General features: G+C 69.6%; 18 protein-coding genes. 11 read left to right on the forward strand and 7 right to left on the reverse strand.

Features of this window, described 5'->3' with window-relative positions:
* Nucleotides 1-64: 64 nt before the first annotated feature.
* Nucleotides 65-1486: an amino acid permease gene (locus tag ACF06X_RS01865; RefSeq protein WP_392285205.1), complete on the reverse strand. Its 1422-nt coding sequence runs from the start codon at nucleotides 1484-1486 to the stop codon at nucleotides 65-67.
* 115 nt (nucleotides 1487-1601) lie between these two features.
* On the reverse strand, nucleotides 1602-2996 hold the full coding sequence (locus ACF06X_RS01870) for an amino acid permease (RefSeq protein ID WP_392285206.1): 1395 nt from the start codon (nucleotides 2994-2996) through the stop codon (nucleotides 1602-1604).
* 266 nt (nucleotides 2997-3262) lie between these two features.
* Between ACF06X_RS01870 and ACF06X_RS01875 the strand changes: the two genes are divergently transcribed.
* Nucleotides 3263-3856 carry a biotin transporter BioY gene (locus tag ACF06X_RS01875; protein WP_392285207.1) on the forward strand — a complete coding sequence of 198 codons (594 nt, stop codon included), beginning with the start codon at nucleotides 3263-3265 and terminating at the stop codon, nucleotides 3854-3856.
* A gap of 33 nt (nucleotides 3857-3889) precedes the next feature.
* Here the strand turns inward: ACF06X_RS01875 and ACF06X_RS01880 are convergent, their stop codons facing one another.
* Nucleotides 3890-5344, reverse strand: a complete 1455-nt coding sequence (locus tag ACF06X_RS01880; RefSeq protein ID WP_392285208.1) for an amino acid permease — start codon at nucleotides 5342-5344, stop codon at nucleotides 3890-3892.
* Nucleotides 5345-5528: 184 nt separating this feature from the next.
* Here ACF06X_RS01880 and ACF06X_RS01885 point away from each other — a divergent pair, with 184 nt between their 5' ends.
* Entirely contained in the window at nucleotides 5529-6023 is a 495-nt protein-coding gene (locus ACF06X_RS01885) for a ribose-5-phosphate isomerase (protein WP_383178414.1), read from the forward strand.
* On the forward strand, nucleotides 6023-6847 hold the full coding sequence (locus ACF06X_RS01890) for an Fpg/Nei family DNA glycosylase (RefSeq protein WP_392285209.1): 825 nt from the start codon (nucleotides 6023-6025) through the stop codon (nucleotides 6845-6847). The genes ACF06X_RS01885 and ACF06X_RS01890 overlap by 1 nt, the downstream gene beginning before the upstream one ends.
* A 251-nt stretch (nucleotides 6848-7098) precedes the next feature.
* Here ACF06X_RS01890 and ACF06X_RS01895 read toward each other — a convergent pair whose 3' ends face one another.
* Nucleotides 7099-8328, reverse strand: a complete 1230-nt coding sequence (locus tag ACF06X_RS01895) for a GNAT family N-acetyltransferase (RefSeq protein ID WP_392285210.1) — start codon at nucleotides 8326-8328, stop codon at nucleotides 7099-7101.
* A 107-nt stretch (nucleotides 8329-8435) separates the two neighbouring features.
* On the opposite strand from ACF06X_RS01895, the gene ACF06X_RS01900 reads away from it, so the two are divergent.
* The gene (locus ACF06X_RS01900; RefSeq protein WP_392285211.1) at nucleotides 8436-9581 is read left to right on the forward strand and encodes a PP2C family protein-serine/threonine phosphatase; all 1146 of its coding nucleotides are present in this window, start codon (nucleotides 8436-8438) and stop codon (nucleotides 9579-9581) included.
* 63 nt (nucleotides 9582-9644) lie between these two features.
* Here the strand turns inward: ACF06X_RS01900 and ACF06X_RS01905 are convergent, their stop codons facing one another.
* Entirely contained in the window at nucleotides 9645-10769 is a 1125-nt protein-coding gene (locus tag ACF06X_RS01905; RefSeq protein WP_392285212.1) for an acyltransferase family protein, read from the reverse strand.
* Between the two features lie 341 nt (nucleotides 10770-11110).
* Here ACF06X_RS01905 and ACF06X_RS01910 point away from each other — a divergent pair, with 341 nt between their 5' ends.
* The gene (locus ACF06X_RS01910; protein WP_361848085.1) at nucleotides 11111-11305 is read left to right on the forward strand and encodes a hypothetical protein; all 195 of its coding nucleotides are present in this window, start codon (nucleotides 11111-11113) and stop codon (nucleotides 11303-11305) included.
* Between the two features lie 299 nt (nucleotides 11306-11604).
* Nucleotides 11605-12000: a DUF6188 family protein gene (locus ACF06X_RS01915; RefSeq protein WP_392285213.1), complete on the forward strand. Its 396-nt coding sequence runs from the start codon at nucleotides 11605-11607 to the stop codon at nucleotides 11998-12000.
* Nucleotides 12001-12395: 395 nt separating this feature from the next.
* Here ACF06X_RS01915 and ACF06X_RS01920 read toward each other — a convergent pair whose 3' ends face one another.
* Together ACF06X_RS01920 and ACF06X_RS01925 are read right to left on the reverse strand one after the other, a co-directional pair.
* Entirely contained in the window at nucleotides 12396-12908 is a 513-nt protein-coding gene (locus tag ACF06X_RS01920) for a GNAT family N-acetyltransferase (RefSeq protein ID WP_392285214.1), read from the reverse strand.
* Nucleotides 12909-12921: 13 nt separating this feature from the next.
* Nucleotides 12922-13695: a GntR family transcriptional regulator gene (locus tag ACF06X_RS01925; protein ID WP_392285215.1), complete on the reverse strand. Its 774-nt coding sequence runs from the start codon at nucleotides 13693-13695 to the stop codon at nucleotides 12922-12924.
* A gap of 380 nt (nucleotides 13696-14075) precedes the next feature.
* Between ACF06X_RS01925 and ACF06X_RS01930 the strand changes: the two genes are divergently transcribed.
* From ACF06X_RS01930 to ACF06X_RS01950, 5 genes are read left to right on the forward strand one after another with little or no spacing between them, the layout of a single operon-like run.
* Nucleotides 14076-14282, forward strand: a complete 207-nt coding sequence (locus ACF06X_RS01930; protein ID WP_392285216.1) for a hypothetical protein — start codon at nucleotides 14076-14078, stop codon at nucleotides 14280-14282.
* Nucleotides 14279-15700: a replication initiator protein RepSA gene (gene repSA / locus ACF06X_RS01935; protein WP_392285217.1), complete on the forward strand. Its 1422-nt coding sequence runs from the start codon at nucleotides 14279-14281 to the stop codon at nucleotides 15698-15700. Before ACF06X_RS01930 ends, repSA begins: the two co-directional genes overlap by 4 nt.
* Before the next feature lie 2 nt (nucleotides 15701-15702).
* Nucleotides 15703-15903: an excisionase family DNA-binding protein gene (locus ACF06X_RS01940; protein ID WP_392285218.1), complete on the forward strand. Its 201-nt coding sequence runs from the start codon at nucleotides 15703-15705 to the stop codon at nucleotides 15901-15903.
* Nucleotides 15903-16034, forward strand: coding sequence for a hypothetical protein (locus tag ACF06X_RS01945; protein WP_392285219.1), 132 nt, complete (start codon nucleotides 15903-15905; stop codon nucleotides 16032-16034). Before ACF06X_RS01940 ends, ACF06X_RS01945 begins: the two co-directional genes overlap by 1 nt.
* A 7-nt stretch (nucleotides 16035-16041) precedes the next feature.
* A complete protein-coding gene (locus ACF06X_RS01950; protein ID WP_392285220.1) occupies nucleotides 16042-17049 on the forward strand; it encodes a tyrosine-type recombinase/integrase in 1008 nt (335 codons plus the stop codon).
* Nucleotides 17050-17101 lie beyond the last annotated feature (52 nt).

Below are 17101 nucleotides of genomic sequence, written 5' to 3' on the forward strand. Positions count from 1 at the left end.
TCGTGCCGGAGAACGCGAGAGCCCCCGGACCGACCGGTCCGGGGGCTCTCGTCGTACGTGCGGGTCAGGCGTCCTGCGACGCCCGCCCCTGGCGCACCTTCTGGAGGGCGAAGCCGATCACGGCCAGCACGACCGTGAGGCCGCCCGTCGCGTACAGCTGCACCCGGGTGCCCTCCTCGCGGGCCATCAGGAAGAAGATCGCCGCCATGCCGGCCAGCGCCACCCAGGTCAGCACCGGGTACGCCCACATCTTCACGACCAGCTTCTCGGGCGCCTCGCGCTCGGTCCTGCGGCGCAGCACCAGCTGGGAGACGGCGATGAAGAACCAGACGACGAGGATGATCGCGCCGATGGTGTTCAGGAGCCAGATGAAGACGTCCTCGGGCCGCCAGTAGCTGAGCAGCACGCAGACGAAGCCGAAGACCGAGGAGACCAGCACCGCCGTGCGCGGCACGCCGCCGAACGTCCGGCCCAGCGCCTTCGGTCCCTGCTCGCGGGCGACCAGCGAGCAGGCCATCCGGGAGGCGCCGTAGATGTTGGCGTTCATGGCCGAGAGCAGGGCGACAAGCACGACCACGTTCATGATCTGGCCGGCGGCGGGGATGCCCAGGTGGTCCAGGGTGGCGACGTACGGGCCCTTCTCGACGACCGCCTTGTCGTCCCACGGGACGAGCGTGACGATGACCGCCATCGAGCCGATGTAGAAGAGCGCGATGCGCCACATCGCCGTACGGACCGCCGTGGCGACCCCCTTGACGGGGTGCTCGGACTCGGCCGCGGCGATCGTGACCGTCTCCAGACCGCCGTACGCGAAGACGGAGGCGAGCAACCCGACGATCAGCCCCTCGGAGCCGTGGGGGAAGAACCCGCCGTCGCCGGTGAGGTTGGCGGCGCCGGGGGAGTCGGTGCCGGGCAGGACGCCGACGATGGCGAGCACGCCGATGCCCAGGAAGAGGACGATCGCGCCGACCTTCAGGGCGGCGAACCAGAACTCGAACTCACCGAAGTTCTTCACGGCCGCCAGGTTGGTCCCGCAGAACACCACCATGAAGAGGGCCACCCAGGCCCACTCCGGGGTGCCGGGGAACCAGCCGGTCATGATCTTGGCCGCGCCGATGCCCTCCAGGCCGACGGCCACGCAGAGCAGGAACCAGAAGGACCAGCCCGCGGTGAAGCCGGCCCATGGGCCGATGGCCCGCTCGGCGTGGACGGAGAAGGAGCCGGAGGCCGGGTTCGCCGCCGACATCTCGCCGAGCATGCGCATCACGAGCATGACGAGGAGCCCGGATAGGGCGTACGCGACCACGATCGAGGGGCCGGCGGCGGCGATGCCGGCTCCGGAGCCGACGAAGAGGCCGGCGCCGATGACGCCACCGAGGGCGATCATCGAGAGATGGCGCTGCTTGAGGCCGTGCGAGAGGCCGTGCGAGGAAGTCGCCGCGTCGTCCTTGCGGTCGACGGGCGCGGGCGCGGTGGTCCGGGACATGGGCCGCCCTGTTCATTGGCTCAGACGGGGGAACGCGCCACAGTCTGGGCGGGCGCACCGCTTACAGGGAACAGATGTCCGCTATACGGGCACCAGGTTCACACAAGGTGAAGGACTACCTCCGCTTCGTGCGCAATTCTCGCACCCACGCCACGAGGAGGACCGCCCCGGTCGCCGCCGCCGACCACAACACCTGCGGCCGCGCCCCCTCGTCGGTCAGCATCAGGACCAGCACCGCCCCCATGGCGGCAAGCGCCGCCCACGTCAGCCAGGGGAAGCCCCACATCTTCAGCGTCAGCGTCTCGGGCGCCTCGCGCTCGATCCGGCGGCGCAGCTTCAGCTGCGAGACCGCGATCAGGCCCCAGACGAAGAGCAGGACGGCGCCGACCGCGTTGAGCATGTAGAGGAAGACCGAATCCGGCCACTTCAGATTGAGCAGCACCGACACGAAGCCGAAGGCCACCGAGGCGAGTACGGCCCGGCGCGGCACTCCGCCGCCCGAGACCCGCAGCAGCCCCTTCGGCGCCTCCCCGCGCTCCGCGAGCGAGAAGACCATCCGCGAGGAGCCGTACAGGTTCGCGTTGAGGGCCGAGAGCAGCGCCACGAAGACCACGATGTTCATGATCTGACCGGCCGACGGCACCCCGAGGGAGTCCAGGACGGCCACGTACGGGGACTGGCCAGGCTCCATCGAGGTCCAGGGCAGCAGGGTCACGACGACCAGCATCGAACCGACGTAGAAGAAGAGGATCCGCCAGACCGCGCTGCGCACCGCGCGCGCCACGTTGCGCGCCGGGTCGTCGGACTCGGCCGCCGCGATCGTCACGACCTCGAGGCCGCCGAAGGCGAAGACGACGGCGAGGACACCGGAGATCACGCCCTCCCAGCCGGCCGGCAGGAAGCCACCCTGCCCGGTCAGGTTCGTCATCCCCACCGGGTCCGTGTCGGGAAGCCAGCCGACGACCGCCAGCGCCCCCAGGATCAGGAACAGCACGATCGCGCCGACCTTGAGCGCGGCGAACCAGAACTCGAACTCGCCGAAGTTCTTCACCGCCGCCAGGTTGGTGGCGGTGAACACGATCATGAAGATCAGTACCCAGCCCCACTGCGGCACCCCCGGGACCCAGCCGTGCGCGATCCGCGCCGCGCCCGTCGCCTCCACCGCGAGGACGACGACCAGCAGGAACCAGTACAGCCACCCCACCGAGAAACCCGCCCAGCGGCCGAGCGCCCGCTCCGCGTGGACCGAGAACGCGCCCGAGGCCGGCATCGCCGCCGACATCTCGCCGAGCATCCGCATGACCAGCATCGCGAGCGCGCCCGCGATCAGGTACGACAGGACGATGCCCGGTCCCGCGACCGCGATGCCCGCGCCCGAGCCGACGAAGAGTCCGGCGCCGATCACCCCGCCCAGGCCCAGCATCGTCAGGTGACGCTGCTTCAGACCGTGGGAGAGCGGCTCCGGTTCGGGAGCGAGGGGAGCCGAGGTGGCGGGCGGCGCGTCGTGCATGGGAAGGGCTCGTGCTCTCGCTGGATTCGCAAAGGGATTTATGGAGACCCCACAGTCTCTCCGGTGACCGCCTCCTGACGCAAAAGGGACCTCATGGCGACAGTGCCAAGTGACGAGTCTCACGCGTCGAGAGGATTGGCGCCCGTTCTTTGTCCGATCCCGACGAAGTGCCCAACCCCCGCTTTGTGGGCGGCTGATGGTGATCGAGCGTTCACTCCTCGACTACGGTCAACCTGTCCCTCACCCGTCACCCCCGCGGAGTACCGATGAGCATCGCTGCCGCCCCCGTCCGTTCCCTCCGCCCGGGAACGGTTCTCGCCGACCTCGTCCCCGCGAGCCGGGCTCGCGAGATCGCGCTCGTCGTCGGCGGCGCCGCGCTCACCGGCATCGCCGCGCAGATCGCCGTCCCGGTCCCCGGCTCCCCGGTCCCGGTCTCGGGCCAGACCTTCGCGGCCCTGCTCGTCGGCACGGCGCTCGGCGCCCGCCGCGGCTTCCTCTCCCTCGCCCTCTACACCCTCGTCGGCGTGGCGGGCATGCCCTGGTTCGCTCAGGCCACCTCCGGCTACGCGATGCCCTCCTTCGGCTACATCCTCGGCATGCTGCTCGCCGCCACCGTCGTCGGCGCCCTCGCGCGCCGGGGAGCCGACCGCTCCGTGCTCCGCACGGCGGGCACGATGGCGCTCGGCTCCCTGATCATCTACGCGGTGGGCGTGCCGTATCTCGCCCTCGCCACCGGCATGTCGCTGCCCCAGGCCGTCGCGGCCGGCCTGACCCCGTTCCTGATCGGCGACGCGCTCAAGGCCGCGCTCGCGATGGGCATGCTGCCGACCGCCTGGAAGCTCATCGGCCGGAAGGGCTGATCAGCGGCCGATCAGCGGCCGATCAGCGGCCGATCAGTGGTCGATCACCGCTTGCTCGTCGCGCGTGGCCTTCGCGAACCGCTCCTTGACCAGCGCGACCACCAGCACCAGCGCCGCCACCAGCAGGGACAGCACGACCTGCTCCCGCGCGCTGCCGCCGTCGTAGAGCATGTAGCCGAGGACGAAGACGATCATCGCGATCGTCGCCCAGGTCAGGTACGGGAAGAGCCACATCCGCACGATCAGCTTCTCGGGCGTCTCGCGCAGGATGATGCCGCGCATCCGCAGCTGCGTCACACAGATGACCAGCCAGACGAAGAGCGCCACGGCACCCGAGGAGTTGAGCAGGAAGGCGAAGACGGTGTCGGGCCACTTGTAGTTGAAGAAGACCGCGACGAAGCCGAAGACCACCGAGCCGAGGATCGCGGCCGTCGGCACACCGCGCGCGTTCACGCGGGCGAACGACGCGGGCGCGTCGCCGCGCCGGCCGAGCGAGAAGGCCATGCGGGAGGCGGTGTAGAGGCCCGAGTTCAGGCACGAGAGCACCGCGGTGAGCACGATGACGTTCATGACCTGACCGGCGTGCGGGATGCCGATGGAGTCGAGCGCGGCGACGTACGAGCCCTTCTCGACGATCGACTTGTCGTTCCACGGCAGGAGCGTGAGGACGACGAAGATCGAGCCGAGGTAGAAGACGCCGATCCGCCAGATCACGCTGTTGGTCGCCTTGGTGACGGCCTTCTGCGGGTCCTCCGACTCGCCGGCGGCGAGGGTGACGATCTCGCTGCCCATGAAGGAGAAGACGACCATCAGCACACCGGTGAGGATCGCGCCGGCGCCCAGGGGGAGGAAGCCCCCGGCGTCGGTGAGGTGCGCGAAGCCCGCGCCCGGGTTGTCGGAACCCGGCAGCAGCCCGAAGACGGCGAGGAGGCCGACGACGACGAAGGCGGCGATGGCGACGACCTTGATCCCGGCGAACCAGAACTCGAACTCCCCGTACGAGGAGACGGAGGCGAGGTTGGTCGCGGTCAGCACCACCATCACGATGAGCGCCCAGGCCCACTGCGGGACGGCCGGGATCCAGGACTCCAGGATCACCGCGCCGGCGGTCGCCTCGACGGCGAGCACGACGACCCAGAAGAACCAGTACAGCCAGCCGATGGTGAAACCGGCCCAGCGGCCCAGGGCCTGGTCCGCGTAGGCGGAGAAGGAGCCGGACGACGGCCGGGCGGCCGCCATCTCGCCGAGCATCCGCATCACGAACACGACCATCGTGCCGACGAGCGCGTACGAGAGAAGGATGGCGGGGCCGGCGGCGGCGATGCCGGAACCGGAGCCGACGAACAAGCCGGCACCGATGACACCACCGATGGCGATCATCGAGAGGTGGCGGTTCTTGAGACCGGCCTTGAGTCCGTCGGAGGGCTGGGATTCACCGGGGTTTCCGGTGGTGCCGCCTTCCTTCGCAAGGGTCGGTTGCGTGGTCATGAACGCTTCCTTAGGTCTGGGGAGTGCTCGGATCGCGAGCCCGAGCATTGAACACCGTGTGCCCGGTCCTTCGGAAGCCCTGATTCCGGATCGTTGCGCAAGGGCGAAAGGCCCCCACCGGCACGGACGAAGGTCCCGACCCCGCTGACCGATACCCCGCTCCCGTCGTGCCACACTCGGAACCATGCGCGTGTACCTCGGCTCCGACCATGCCGGCTTCGAACTCAAGAACCACCTCGTCGAGTGGCTGAAGGCCCATGGCCACGAGCCCGTCGACTGCGGTCCCCACATCTACGACGCCCTGGACGACTACCCGCCGTTCTGCCTGCGTGCCGCCGAGAAGACGGCCGCGGACCCCGACAGCCTGGGCATCGTCATCGGCGGCTCGGGCAACGGCGAGCAGATCGCCGCGAACAAGGTGAAGGGGGTGCGCGCGGCCCTCGCCTGGAGCGAGCAGACCGCCGCCCTCGGCCGCGAGCACAACAACGCCAACGTGGTCTCCATCGGCGGCCGGATGCACACCCAGGAGGAGGCGACGAAGTTCGTCGAGATCTTCCTGAGCACTCCGTACTCCGGTGACGAGCGTCACACCCGCCGGATCGACATGCTCTCGGCCTACGAGACGACCGGCGAGCTCCCCCCGATCCCGGCCCACCACCCGCAGGAGCCGACCGCCTGATGCCCGAGGGGCACACGATCCACCGTCTGGCCGCCGACCACCGGGAACGGTTCGGCGGCCGGCCTGTGCGTGCCTCCAGCCCGCAGGGCAAGTTCGCGGACTCGGCGGCCCTGCTGGACGGCACGGTCCTGGAGACCACCGAGGCCCACGGCAAACACCTCTTCCTCGGCTTCGGCGGCCTCGGCGGGGAGTGGGTCCACATCCACCTGGGCCTCTTCGGCAAGGTGAACTTCGGCGACGCCCCGGCGCCCCCGCCCACCGACACCGTCCGGCTGCGCCTGGCGAACCCCGAGTCGTACGTCGACCTGCGCGGCCCCACCACGTGCGCCCTCATCACGGACGCCGAGAAGCGGGCGATCCACGACCGCCTCGGCCCCGACCCGCTCCGGGACGCCGACCACGCCGACGGAGCCGACAAGGCCTGGCGCCGGATATCGAAGTCCCGTACGACGATCGCGGCCCTGCTCATGGACCAGAAGGTCGTCGCGGGCGTCGGCAACGTCTACCGCGCCGAGGTCCTCTTCCGCCACGGCATCGACCCATACCGCCCGGGCAGGGACCTGACGGCGGGGGAGTGGCAGGCGATCTGGACGGACCTGACCGCCCTGATGCGCGAGGGCGTCCGCCTCAACCGCATCGACACGGTCCGCCCCGAGCACACCCCCGAGGCGATGGGCCGCCCCCCGCGCGTCGACGACCACGGCGGCGAGGTCTACGTCTACCGCCGGGCCCACCAGCCCTGCCACATCTGCACCACCGAGATCCGCACCGCCGACCTCGCGGCCCGCAACCTCTTCTGGTGCCCGGCCTGCCAGCGGACCTGAACCCGCCTCGGCAAGACACTCCCCTAGGGGGTGTCTTGCCGATCATGCCGGGCTCGCGTGCCCTGGCACCGCGCCTCGCCGCGTTGTCGTCGGTCGCCAACTCCCCCGTAGCCCTTCGGGCACGGGAGGTGCCCCCACCGCGTTGTCTCCCTCCTCCGCCTTGCGATCCGTCCCCTCGGCCCTGGCGGGCCTGGGGACGCCCCATGCACCAGACCCCGCTCGCTGATCCGGCCTGATCGGCAAGACACCCCCTAGAACCCGTGCGGCAACCACGGCGCGACCGGTGACCCGAGCGCCACGGACGCCGCCACCAAGGCACCGGCCCGGAGTTCCCGCACCCGTCCCGCCGCGGCCAGGGAGACCAGCGAGGTTCCCCCGAGGTACGCCGCCCCCAACTCCCGTACCGACAGAGCCAGATCCGCCGCCTCATCCGTACGGGTACAAACCGCCCCCTCCGCGTCCCCCGTCAGTCGCCAACGCCCCTCGTTCCACGGACAGAACGCGTCCGCCACCTCGAACACCACGTCCACCGGCGCCTGATACCTCCGCGCCTCAAGGGCCGCGCCCACGTCCACCAGACGCACATGCAGCCCGTCCCGCTGGGTCGGCGCGCAGCGCCGGATGTCGCTCACCAGGTGCTGCCATCCGTCGTCCACCGGCCTGCTGTGGATCCGGACGGACGAGGTCAGGTCGATGGAGCAGAGGAACCGCCACAGCGCCGCCTCCGTCACCGGGTCCAGCGCCTCCAGGTCCTTCAGCAGCACGCTGCCCTCCGCCCCGGTGTACGACCACTCCGGCTTGACCGCGTACAGCGCGTACCCGACGACCTCCCCGTCCCGCTCCGCCAGCACGCACTGCCGGGGCGACGCCCCGTCCCTCCCCGCCTCCGGATCGAGCAGCGGCAACCGCTCCCACCCCGGCTGCCGGACCGGCATGCCCGGCCGGGCCGGGACCCGGCGCGCGTAGACCGCCTCGCGCTCCGCCGTGGCCTTCGCCGGATCGACCTGCCGCAGCACCACGTCGTCCGTGCCGTCCGGCACCGAGAGCCGCACCCGGGTCGTGTCGATCACCGCCCGCGTCGCGTACGCCCCGATGCCGTAGCCGAACCGTCCGTAGATCTCCGGCTCCGAGGCCGTCAGAACGGCCAGCGGCTCACCCCCCGCCCGCACGTCGTCCAGCTGACGCCGCATCATCGAGGTGAGGATCCCGCGCCGCCGGTGCGTCGCGGCCACGCTCACCATCGTGACGCCCGCCGCCGGCACGATCTCCCCACCCGGCACGGACAGCCGGAACGTGAACGCGCCGGCCGTACCGACGCACCGCTCGCCGTCCCATACACCGATCGAACGGTCGTACTCCGTCAGCTCCCGCCAGAGCTTCGCCTCCTCGGGGGACTCCGGAACACCGCCGAAAGCGAGCTCCAGCGTCCCGTACCAGTCGTCCCACTCCGCCGGGTCGAGCACCCGAAGTTCCATCGTCATATGCCATCGATATCAGCGCCCGCCGGACCGACGCGACCCGATTTCCGGCGCAATGTCTCAGGGGTCCCCCTGCACGAGGTCCGACCGGATGGATAGGGTCCAGCCCAATGGGAGATCGCGCGGGTGTCGCCTCGTACACGGCCCGGATGCGCAAGAGCGCACACCGGGCCCGCGTCGCGCTGCGCAGATCCGGTGTCGACTACTTCCGGGGCGAGGGCTCCGACTGGGTCGCCTTCGCCGGTCTGCTCCTCACCATCCCCGCGATCACCTGGGGAACACTCACCAATCCCGTGTGGTGCTCGCCCGTCGCGCTCGTCCTGCCGATCGTGGCCGGCGGGCTGCTGCTGCGCCCCGCGAGCCTGCTCGGTCTGTACGCGACGGCCGCCGGCGCCCTGATCGTCGAGTCCGTCGTCCTCGGCCCGTACACGCAGGGCCCGGCCCACGTCACGCCCGGAACGGTCCTGGTGGTCGCGGCCTGCGGACTCTTCGGACTGCTCATCGCCCAGTTCCGGGCCCGGGTCGGCGTGCCCTGGCGGCGCGGCGGAACCATGCTCTTCGACCTGCGCGAACGCATCCGGGTCCAGAGCGCCCTGCCCCGGCTTCCGCAGGGCTGGCACCGCGAGATGGCACTGCGCCCGGCCGGCGGCCAGTCCTTCTCCGGCGACTTCGTCGTCGCGGCCCGTACGAACGGCGGCCGGACGCTGGAGGTCCTGCTCACGGACGTCTCCGGCAAGGGCATGGACGCGGGCTCGCGCGCCCTGCTGCTCTCCGGGGCCTTCGGCGGCCTCCTCGGCTCGCTGCCCCCGCACGCCTTCCTGCCGGCCGCCAACGGCTATCTCCTCCGCCAGGACTGGGACGAGGGCTTCGCCACCTCCATCCACCTCGTCCTCGACCTGGAGTCGGGCGACTACGAACTGCTCTCCGCCGGCCACCTGCCCGCACTCCAGCTCCACGCGGGCAGCGGCCGCTGGGAGGAGAAGAGCGGCGAGGGCCCGCTCCTCGGCGTCTACGACGGCGCGGAATTCCACCCAGTCAAGGGCTCCCTGCTCCCCGGAGACGTGCTGATGCTCTTCACCGACGGCCTCGTCGAGTCCGCGGACCGGGACATCGCCGAGGGCATCGACCGCCTGACCGGCGAGGCCGACCGCTACGTCGCCTCGGGCTTCGAGGGCGCGGCCTGGCACCTGATCGAAGCCTGCGCGAAGGACGTCAACGACGACCGCGCCCTCCTCCTGATCAGCCGAAAGGCCTGAGCCCGCGTCCCGGCCGGCGATCGCCGGTCCGAACGCGGGCCCAGGCCTCGCTCGTCCTCGTGGTCAGACCCGCCCGGCCGTCGCCGTCTCCTTGCGGAACGCCCAGGCCATCTCGGGCTCCGTCACCCACTTCAGCAGCCGGCGCACCGGCGGAGTGCACAGCAGCGTGATCGCGGCGAGGGCGGTGAGGCTCACGGCCACCCGGCCCACCGGGGTGCTGAGCCACGGGTAGTGCTCGAAGACCCCGAGGTAGGTGGCGCCCCGGATCAGGAAGCCGTGCAGCACATAGCCGCAGATGGTGCCCGCACCGAGCACGGTGAACCAGCGCCGGCTTCCGGGGACCAGGGAGAGGAACGCCGCCGTCAGCACGAGCGTGCAGAGGAAGAGGAGCCCGATCAGGAACAGACCGCGGCCCACTCCGACGCCCATCTCCTGCACGCTCCTGGAGCGGTAGAACCAGTTCAGGAAGAAGGTGGGGGCCAGCCAGTAGAAGAGCGGGACCGATACGGCGAACACCGCCACGGAAGCGATCCGCACCGGCCGCCGCCGCAGGAAGGCGAAGTACTCCGGCTTCATGCAGAGCCCCATCACGAAGTACGGCAGGAGCTGGAGCACGCGGGTCAGGTCCAGGGCGCCGCCGATGGCGGGCGTGATCGAGGCGAGCCCGGCGATCGCGAGGGAGGTCGCCACCGGCCACCGCACGACGCGCCAGAAAGGAGTGGTCAGACGCCAGACGAACAGGGCTATCAGGAACCACATGAGGTATGTCGGGTGCAGCAGGCTGAAGGGCCGGTGGCTGTCGGTCCCCCACCGGGTGAACAGCGTGTACGCCACCTCGAAGACGACGTACGGCACGGCGACGCCGGTGAGGAGACGTTTCAGCTGGTCGGGCCGCCCCGTATAGCTGCGGGAGAGGTAGCCGGATATGAGGATGAAGACCGGCATGTGGAACGTGTAGACGAACATGTACATGCCCCGGGTGGCCCGGCTGCCTTCGATGACCGTCGGCCAGACATGCCCCAGGACGACCAGCAGGATCGCGAGGTACTTCGCGTTGTCGAAGTAGGGATCGCGAAGGGTGGACCTGCGGGGAGCCGCGTCGCCCTGACCCTGCGTCGTCGGGACCGGCCCCGCACCCTTGCCCTCGGGAAGCGGAGCCCTGGCGCTGTGCTGCGTAGCGGAGGACATCCGAGGACCTTAACTGTGGGGATCCTGTGGCCAAACCCTTTCGCGCATAAGGGACATAAGCGGTACAGAGTGACGGAAAAGCGCCCTGACCCGGTACTGATGTACGACTAATCAGGGCAAAGAGCCCTTGGTTGTACGGGTGTGCTCTATCTCTCTCTTCGGCTTCCCCTCCCGGCCGAGCACCGGGAGGACCCCGTCCACCAGGCGTGATCTTGTCCACGACGGTTCGTCACGACCCAGCATGGGCAAGGGGGTTGATGGCACGATGGATGCAGCGGGGGGTGCGGTGCGACGTGAGCCCCCGGTGGGCAACGTGGGACCGACCGAGGGTGTGATCAGTTGTGGCCATTTCACTGTCTGTGGTGTTGCTGTTGGCAATCATCCTGGTGGTGCTGATCCGCGGCGGAAACCTCAAGGGCGGCCCGGCCGTCGTCGCGGTGCTCTTCGGCTTCTTCCTCGCCTCGACCGGCATGGCCGACGACATCCAGCGCTTCCTCGACTCGATAACGCAGACCGTCAGCTCCATCAAGTTCTGAGGAGCGCGGATCGTCGAACGCCTCCGGCCCGGTCCCTCGGAAGGGGCCGGGCCGGAGGCGGCTGGAGCGGGCGACGGGAATCGAACCCGCGTAGCTAGTTTGGAAGACGCCGTATGCGGATGTCCGCTGAGCTGCGAGGCCGTGACCTGCGGGGGAGCCGTCGGCTGTCCGCTCTACCCCGTGGTTCCCCGCTCGTATCCTGCTGATCGGGCACGCAGGGGGCACGGCGTGGGGAACGTGACTGCACCTACGATGTCGAGCCGTTGGGTTGTCGGCTTGCCATGGATGTGGGAGGCGGCGTGAAGGTTCCAGTGGCCTTGATCGGCTCACGGGTGGAGCGCATGTCATTTGATCAGCAGGTGCGGCTGAGCCTGTGTGCCCTCGATCCGGACGAGGGATACCGGCTGGATGCTGAGCTGGTAGTGGAGACGCCGTTCCTGCTCCGGGACGCTGCAGGCGAGTGGCATGAGCTGGACCCCGGCACAGGAGTGAGCCTCGCACCTGTCCTGGCGCTTTACGGACAGTCGGTCACTTCGGTCGACGTGCGTGACCGTGGCGCATTGGTCGTCGACTTCCAGGATGGCGCCGGGCTCTGGGTCGGCCCGGACCCACAGTACGAGTCGTGGCATCTGACCGGACACGGAATCGACCCGATCATGGTGGGTCCTGGGGGCGAGGACGACTGGCTGCGCTGACTGACGCCAGCATGGGTGGCGCGGCTGACCCTCAGAGGTCGGTGGAGCGGCTTTGGGCGGGAGCTGCCATGGGGCGAGAGATCGGGGGCCCGTAAGCTTCCCGCGACTCGGGCAGTCTCTGGACCTGCCCGCAATAGCCCGATGTGGGCCCCCGATCTTCGAGGCTCGCCCCATGGTGGCTGCCTAAAGCCGTGGAGCCGACCGGGCCCAGCCACCGCGGGCTACCGTCCACTGCATCAGGTGTGCTCGCTCTAGCCGCGCGGCCGGCGGAGCCGGGGCACGGAGCGGGGCGGAGACAGGAGCGTCGGGCCCCGGCGTTGGAGCCGGGGCCGCGCGCGGCGAGCGGAGCGAGCCGCCTTGATGAGGTAGAGAAACCTGTAACAGGCCCCTCGTGATTACGCGCTGGGAGCGGCGAAGCAGATGGCCTCGATCTGCTGGCCCTCGCCGTACGAGTGCGAAGCCTCGCCGATCTTGAACCATCCCAGTCGCTCGTATAGGCGGATGGCGGCGGTGTCCTTGGTCATGACATCGAGCACAAGGCGGATGCCTCGGTCCTGTGCGTACTCCATCGCGGCCCGCATGAGCTTCTCGCCGACGGCGTGCTTCCGAGCCTCCTGGAGTACGAAGAGCCGGGCCAGCACTGCTACGTGTTCCTCGTCGTCCCCGCTCTGCTCGACCCACAGGGATACCGCGTCCTCACCCTGCGGTCGCATGAGCGACACATGCCCGACGATCTTTCCGCTCATGTCGGCAACCCACGAAGCCAGTACGTTCGCCGACCGCACCCAGCCCTCCGGGTCGGCCACACCTTCGACGGGATATCCGTCCGTGGCGTGCACCTCGACAAGCGCTGATGCAGCGCCAGAAAGGTCGGCTTCCTCGAAGGGGCGAACGACAGCGCTTCCCATGTGGGCTCCTCGGTTACTCGACGGTCAGTTCGTACAGCAAGCCGGTCTGATCTCCTCGGTGCACGTACCGGGACACCTCGAACGGCACACCGTCCTGATCCAGGCTGGTGTGGAGAACCTCAAGCACCGGTACCCCCGGGAGGAGATCGAGAACGGCCGCCTCCTCCGGCGTCGGCATACGGGTGCTGATCTCGTCTCGAACACGGGTCATCACGTGCCCCAGCTCTTCGAGTCGGCCGTAGATCCCGTGCTTGCCGGTCTTCGGCTGCATCAGGAGCGTCCCCTGCGCCTCGTCCCAGCGCAGGAACGTCGACACGATCTGGACGGGCTCGTCGTCGGCGAAGTAGTGGTTCTCCCGGTGCACCACGCTCGGCTCGTCCGCCGGCACTTTGAGCCGCTCGGCAACATCGCGCGGCGGGGTCTCTCGCTCAATGCTCACGACTTCGATGCGCGCTTCCTTGCCCTGCCGCTTCGCTTCGAGCCGGAAGGGCGTGAGTCCCGTCTCGCGGTTCTTGAGTGAGTAGCGGTCACTGCCGAACCGGAAGAGCCGCTGAGGCTCGCGAACGAAGACCCCTCGGCCTTGCCGGGCGGTCACCAGTCCCTGTTCCGCGAGGATCCGAATAGCCTCGCGGGCGGTGTTCCGCGCTGCGCCGTACTGCTCGGCGAGGGCGCGTTCGGAGGGGAGCTTGTCTCCGGGGGAGAGCTGTCCGCTCTCGATGTCCATGCGCAGATCCTCCGCGATCCGCCTGCTTGCTGGCTGCTGCGATGAGGCTCCGGGCGTCGTCATAGAACGAGCATAGCAACTGGCTTAAGCCAGCGCCTTGACGCAGGCAATTGCCTATGCTCAACTGGCTTAAGCCAGTAGCTGGCTCAAGCCAGTTAGCCGCGCCGGGGCGGCGCCCTACCGCCAAGCAAGTCACCGCCCCGGCTCCCCGTGAAGGGAGCTTCCATCATGCCCGCAACGCTCATGGTCATGGAGTCCGCGCCGGTCTCGGTCCGGGACCTGTCGAACATGGAACGAGCCGTCGCGCTCTACGCCTCGGACATGCCGACCTCGTACCGCTACCGCAGGGCGGATGACCAGAAGCTGTGTGACTGGATCGTCCAGGGGCCGCCCGGCTGGGGCTGGAGGATCTGTACCGGTCGGCCGCATGCGCCAGTGGGTACATGCGTCTGTGGGTGGACGACGAGGCCAAGCCGGGCCACACCGCCGCTCACGTCGCCCGCTTCCCCGTGGAGAAGCGGTTCCACCTGGCAATGCGCACGGCAACGCTGGTCACGCTCGGCCCTGTCCCGGGCGTTAGCGCCGCCGCGATGGAGCGCTCGGACCAGCCGATCTTCGAGACCGCCCAGCCGGTGGCGGTGGCCGCGTGACCCGGCTCCCCGTCGCCCCGGCCGCTGTCGCTGATGTGGCGGCGGCTGTGGGCACCGACCCACTGACCCTCGCCGACCTTCTACGGGTCGCCTCCACCCCGGGCTTCGACCGCTGGCAGGAACAGATCCGGCGGACAGGCGGCTGCTCCGATCCGATCCACCTGACCGGGACCACCGTCACCCGCGACCGCCGCACCGGGGACGTCCTCTACTCGTACTCGACCGCTGATGAGCCCGGTGGCCGGTTACGGGTCGCCTGCGGCAACCGGCGGGCCTCGCGCTGCCCGTCGTGCGCCTGGACGTACGCGGGGGACACGTACCACCTGATCCGGGCCGGGATCACCGGCGACGAGCGGAAGAATGTTCCCGCCACAGTCCGGGACCATCCCCGGGTCTTCGCGACGCTGACCGCCCCGTCGTTCGGGCCGGTGCACAACCGCCCGGCTTCCGGTCGCTGCCGCTGCGCCGCCGCGCATGACGAGAATGATCCGGCCCTCGGTACGGCGCTCGATCCCGCTCGGTACGACTACGCGGGTGCGGTGCTGTGGAACAACCACGCGGGCCAGTTGTGGCAGCGGTTCACGATCTACCTGCGCCGCGAGATCGCAGCCCGCGCCGGACTCTCCCAGCGCGCCCTCGCCGACTCCTGCCGGGTGTCCTTCGGGAAGGTCGCCGAGTTCCAGAAGCGCGGAGCGATCCACTTTCACGCCGTGGTCCGTCTCGATGGTCCGGGCGGGCCCGACATGGCTCCTCCGTCCTGGGCATCGGTGGAGCTCCTGGACGACTCGATCCGCGCGGCTGCCGCTCGTGTCGCTGTCACTGTGCCTGCGGCTGGTGCCCAGCCTTCCCGAACGCTCACCTGGGGCACGCAGGTCGATGTCCAGCCGATCGGGGCTCTCGGCCATGAGGAGCTGACCGAACAGGCCGTCGCCGCCTACGTCGCCAAGTACGCCACCAAGGCCGCCGAGACGACCGGCACCGTCGACCGCCGCATCGGCGAACTCGGAGAGCTGGCCCGCTTCGACCTGCCCGCGCATACCCGGCGCCTGATTGAAGCCTGCTGGGACCTCGATGCCGACTATCCGGACCGGCTGCTGGCCCGCTGGTCGCACATGCTCGGCTTCCGCGGTCACTTCTCCACCAAGTCCCGGGCCTACTCGACCACCCTCGGGGCCCTGCGTCAGACCCGCGCCGACTACCGCGCCAACCAGGAACGACGCGAACGCGGCCTGCCCGACCCCGACGACGCGGAGGGCTCCACGCTAGTGATCGCTCACTGGACCTACGCCGGGCATGGCCACACCCCGGGTGAGTCCTGGCTCGCCCAGTCCATCGCCCGCGACATCAAGACCAACCGCGACACCGCACGCGAAGAACTCGCAGGACTCGAAGCCACCGACATCACGGGGGAGTGGTGACCATGGACCGACTGCTGAGCGTTGACCAAGTCGCCGAACTCCTCGGAACCACCGTCCGGTTCCCCCGGCGGCTCATCGAGGAGCGTCGCATCACCTTCGTGAAGGTCGGCCGACACGTCCGCATCCCCGAAAGCGCCGTTTCGGCCTGCGTCGCGGCCAACACCATCGAGCCGACCGCACGGCGTCTGAGGAGCGTGGCCTGATGGCGGGCAAGAAGCGGTCCTTCGGCCGCGTTCGCAAGCTGCCCTCGGGGCGCTACCAGGCTCGCTATCCGGCTCCTGACGGCATCGACCGACCGGCGCCGCACACCTTCCGTACGAAGCCGGGAGGCTGACGACTGGTTGGCTGAGCGACAGGCTGAGCTGCGCGCGGGGGACTGGACCGACCCGGATGCCGCGAAGGTGCCCTTCGGTTCCTACGCAGCCACCTGGATCAAGGAACGGGGCATCAGTGCCTCGACGGCTGACCTGTACCGGTCGCTTCTCCGGAATCACCTTGAGCCGACGTTCGGGAACGTCGCCCTGGCCGACATCAGCCCGGCCTCGGTGCGAGCCTGGCGGGTCGCTCGCCTCGACGCGGGCGCCGGCGCTTCCTCGGTGGCCAAGTCGTACGCGCTCATGCGGGCCGTGCTCATGACCGCCGTGGAGGACCGGTTGATTCGGCGGAACCCCTGCCGGGTCAAGGGCGCTAGCACAGCCCCCACCCCTGAGCGGCCCACCGCGACCATTCAGGAGGTGTACGCCCTCGCTGGCGCCATCCAGCCCCGATACCGGGCTCTCGTCCTCCTGGCGGCCTTCACGGGCCTCCGCTGGGGCGAACTCATCGGACTCTCGCGCCGGGACATCGACCTTGACGCGGGCACCCTGCGAGTCCGCCGGAACGTGGCCGAACTCCACAGCGGGCGGCGGCTGGTGAAGGAACCGAAGAGCGCGGCCGGTAAGCGCACCGTGGCCATCCCGGCTGTCATCCACACCGATCTGAGCAACCACCTTGCCGTGTACGCCGAGCAGGGCGCCGACGGCCGGGTCTTCGTCGGTGCCAAGAAGGCGACGCCCCGTCGCAACCACTTCGGCAAACTCTGGCGCAAGGCGTGCGAGGAAGTCGGCATCAAGGGCCTGCACTTCCATGATCTTCGCCATACCGGCAACACCCTCGCCGCCGCGACCGGCGCGAGCACGCGAGAGCTGATGACGAGAATGGGCCACAGCACCGCCCGTGCCGCGCTGATCTATCAGCACGCGACGGCCGAGCGAGAGCGGCTGATCGGCCAGGCCGTGAGCGCTGTCGTCGAGCAGGCCCGGAAGCAAGATCCCAAGCGGAACGGGCACGCAGCGGGCACGCAGGACTGAAAGAAGATCGGAAACGCATCAGGGCCAGGCTGGAGGATGATCCTCTGACCTG

It is taken from the genome of Streptomyces sp. NPDC015346, from assembly GCF_043078785.1.
In the GTDB taxonomy this organism is placed as follows: Bacteria; Actinomycetota; Actinomycetes; order Streptomycetales; family Streptomycetaceae; genus Streptomyces.

Coding starts and splice junctions, on each gene's coding strand:
- ACF06X_RS01890 (WP_392285209.1), top strand. CDS start 6,023: ATGCCCGAGGGGCACACGATCCACCGTCTGGCCGCCGACCACCGGGAA.
- ACF06X_RS01920 (WP_392285214.1), bottom strand. CDS start 12,908: ATGGGAAGCGCTGTCGTTCGCCCCTTCGAGGAAGCCGACCTTTCTGGC.
- ACF06X_RS01900 (WP_392285211.1), top strand. CDS start 8,436: ATGGGAGATCGCGCGGGTGTCGCCTCGTACACGGCCCGGATGCGCAAG.
- ACF06X_RS01895 (WP_392285210.1), bottom strand. CDS start 8,328: ATGACGATGGAACTTCGGGTGCTCGACCCGGCGGAGTGGGACGACTGG.
- ACF06X_RS01880 (WP_392285208.1), bottom strand. CDS start 5,344: ATGACCACGCAACCGACCCTTGCGAAGGAAGGCGGCACCACCGGAAAC.
- ACF06X_RS01905 (WP_392285212.1), bottom strand. CDS start 10,769: ATGTCCTCCGCTACGCAGCACAGCGCCAGGGCTCCGCTTCCCGAGGGC.
- ACF06X_RS01870 (WP_392285206.1), bottom strand. CDS start 2,996: ATGCACGACGCGCCGCCCGCCACCTCGGCTCCCCTCGCTCCCGAACCG.
- ACF06X_RS01945 (WP_392285219.1), top strand. CDS start 15,903: ATGGCGGGCAAGAAGCGGTCCTTCGGCCGCGTTCGCAAGCTGCCCTCG.
- ACF06X_RS01925 (WP_392285215.1), bottom strand. CDS start 13,695: ATGACGACGCCCGGAGCCTCATCGCAGCAGCCAGCAAGCAGGCGGATC.
- ACF06X_RS01885 (WP_383178414.1), top strand. CDS start 5,529: ATGCGCGTGTACCTCGGCTCCGACCATGCCGGCTTCGAACTCAAGAAC.
- ACF06X_RS01940 (WP_392285218.1), top strand. CDS start 15,703: ATGGACCGACTGCTGAGCGTTGACCAAGTCGCCGAACTCCTCGGAACC.
- ACF06X_RS01930 (WP_392285216.1), top strand. CDS start 14,076: ATGCGTCTGTGGGTGGACGACGAGGCCAAGCCGGGCCACACCGCCGCT.
- ACF06X_RS01865 (WP_392285205.1), bottom strand. CDS start 1,486: ATGTCCCGGACCACCGCGCCCGCGCCCGTCGACCGCAAGGACGACGCG.
- ACF06X_RS01875 (WP_392285207.1), top strand. CDS start 3,263: ATGAGCATCGCTGCCGCCCCCGTCCGTTCCCTCCGCCCGGGAACGGTT.